The organism is Streptomyces cupreus, assembly GCF_014257025.1.
Classification (GTDB): Bacteria; Actinomycetota; Actinomycetes; order Streptomycetales; family Streptomycetaceae; genus Streptomyces; species Streptomyces cupreus.
In genome coordinates this window covers 1-2,371 of record NZ_JACMSF010000152.1, presented here as the reverse complement: position 1 = coordinate 2,371, position 2,371 = coordinate 1, and the positions used below count along the sequence as shown (strand labels likewise).

Below are 2,371 nucleotides of genomic sequence, written 5' to 3'. Positions count from 1 at the left end.
GAGGCAGCCGGTGAACCCTTGGTCTTTGATCTCTTGGAAGAGGGGCTTGACCGGGACGGCGGGGTCTTCGGCCCGGCGTTTGCGCAGGTGTTCACGGTAGGGATCGACAAGGCTCGCGCGGTATTTGGGGACGCGGAGCATCCGCTCGGGCCGATCGGCGCGGGCGTAGCGTTTGACGGTGTTCAGGGCCAGTTGGCGACGGCGGGCGCATTCGAGCAGGCCCACGCCCTGGTCGAGCAGGTCGTGGATCTGGTGCCAGCGTTCCAGGGTGGTCTGTGCACGGGGGCCGTCGTAGAGGGGCGCGTCCAGGACGGTGGCCCAGCAGGTGCTGTGCGCCTTGACCTCGCTCAGCGCGGCTTCGCACAGGTTGTGCCACAAATGCCAGCGATCATCAACCTGCACCGCGTCGGGCAGCGCACGACGGATGGCCTCGGCGTAAGTCGCGGAGCCGTCACGGCAGACGACCTCGACGCCCGGATGAGCGCGTAACCATGCTTCCAGGGTGTCGGCCGTGCGGTCGGGCAGCACGTCGATCCGCTCGTGGGTCTCGGCATCGATGATCACGGTGGCATAGCGGTGACGCCGGCGCAGAGCGAAGTCGTCGACGCCGATCACTCGGGGTATTCGCCCGGTGGGCAGTGGGATACGCAGCAGGGTCCGCAGGGCGGTGTGCCGCGAGACGCCCACCGCAAGTGCACCCGCCCGGACGGCGCCCCGCAGCGACTCAGGACCGCTGGCCGGGTGGCTGGCCACCCACCCGGGCGTGGAGATCATCTGTCGGGACCGGGCGGGCGCCTATGCCGAGGGCGCGCGCCTCGGCGCTCCCGCAGCGATCCAGGTCGCCGACCGGTTCCACCTGTGGCAGGGCATCGGCCGAGCCGTGGAAACCTGCGTCGCCGCCCACCGCGAATGCCTGAGCGGACGCACAACGTCAACACGAGCGGACGTTGAGGCGTCGCCCGACGACTCGGTGCGCGGCGGACCGGACCTTGATGGCCGGCGGGCCCAGCGCAGGAAGGCAGCGCACGTCATGGTTCACGAGCTGCTCGCACAGGGGCACTCCCGCAGGGCGATCGCCCGGCATCTGGGCTGGGGGCTGAACACCGTGCTGCGCTATGCACGTGCTGCCACCTGGCAGGACACCCTCCGGGAGAACCGTCCCCGACTCAGTCGTCTGGACCCCTACAAGCCTTATCTCGAGCGGCGGTTCGCTGCGGGATGCACAAACGTCACTCGCCTGCATCGCGAACTGATCGCTGAGACCGCGCCCGTCACCTACCAGATGGTCCTCGCCTACATTGCCGCCCTGCGCGGCGCACCGCTGCAGGCACCGCCCCCGCCGCCGACCGTGAGGCGGGTCACCGGCTGGCTCACCCGTCACCCCTCAACCCTGCGCGAAGACGAGCGCGCCGCGTTGAAGGACGTCCTGGCTCGCGGTCCTGAACTGGATATCGCGGCCGAACATGTTCGCGGTTTCGGCGAGATCCTGACTCACAGGCTGGGTCCCACGCTGCCCGCATGGATCGAGGCCGTCGATGCCAGCCAGCTGCCCGGCCTCACCAACTTCGCCCTCCACCTGCTCCGAGACCTCGATACGGTGACCGCGGCCTCACCTTGCACTGGAGCTCCGGCAGCACGGAAGGCGCCGTGAACCGCATCAAGAAGATCAAGAGGCAGCTCTACGGCCGTGCCGGATTCGAATTACTCCGCAAGATGCTCCTGCTCCAATAGCGTCTCACCCAAGCGCAGCAGCCAACCCTGGTCACGCCAGCGAGTGTGGTGGGCTGAGAAGATCGCCACGAGGCCACAGATTCCGTCGAGACCGCGAAGGACAGGGATGTCGAGGAGACTGCCCATAGACCAGGCCCAGGAGCGACTTCAACATGAGCTGAGCCGTGGACAGCAGCCCCTCGCCGAACTGGACTCGAACGAGGTGTGGCTCAGGTTCATACGCTTCGGCTCCCAACGCTTCGACACCGCGGACACGCCCGACGCTGACGGCCTTCTCTTCCAGTACGGGACTCACGCCTTCGAAGGACCGCCCGCCTTCACGCTGGACCTTGCCCGCCAGTTCGAGACCAACGACGCTTCCGGCGAGCATGATCATTACATCCAGCTCCACTGCGAACTTCGATACGAGCCCGTCCCTCAACTTCGTGCCCTGGGGCACTTCGAGTCCTGGTTCTTCCACGACACGGACGACGAACTCAACCGCTGGGCCGACGGCCTTGGCCGCCAGGAATTCTGGCCGATCGTCCGCAACTTCCATCCCCAGGAAATCAGGGTCTACCAAGAACAAGTGTGATCACAGCCGCGAAGCCACCTGCCCGGTGACGCTCCGCGACCGCCCCCCAAGATCTGTGCCAGAGCC

2 protein-coding genes and 1 pseudogene are annotated in these 2,371 nt (G+C 67.1%); 2 read left to right on the top strand and 1 reads right to left on the bottom strand.

Annotation, left to right across the window (positions count from 1 at the left end):
- A pseudogene (locus H4N64_RS44015) lies at positions 1 to 711 on the bottom strand (transposase); the annotation flags it as partial.
- A gap of 52 nt (positions 712 to 763) precedes the next feature.
- Between H4N64_RS44015 and H4N64_RS44010 the strand changes: the two are divergent.
- A complete protein-coding gene (locus H4N64_RS44010; RefSeq protein WP_336246987.1) occupies positions 764 to 1,651 on the top strand; it encodes a hypothetical protein in 888 nt (295 codons plus the stop codon).
- A 186-nt stretch (positions 1,652 to 1,837) separates the two neighbouring features.
- Entirely contained in the window at positions 1,838 to 2,305 is a 468-nt protein-coding gene (locus H4N64_RS44005; protein WP_186288236.1) for a hypothetical protein, read from the top strand.
- Positions 2,306 to 2,371: the final 66 nt, after the last annotated feature.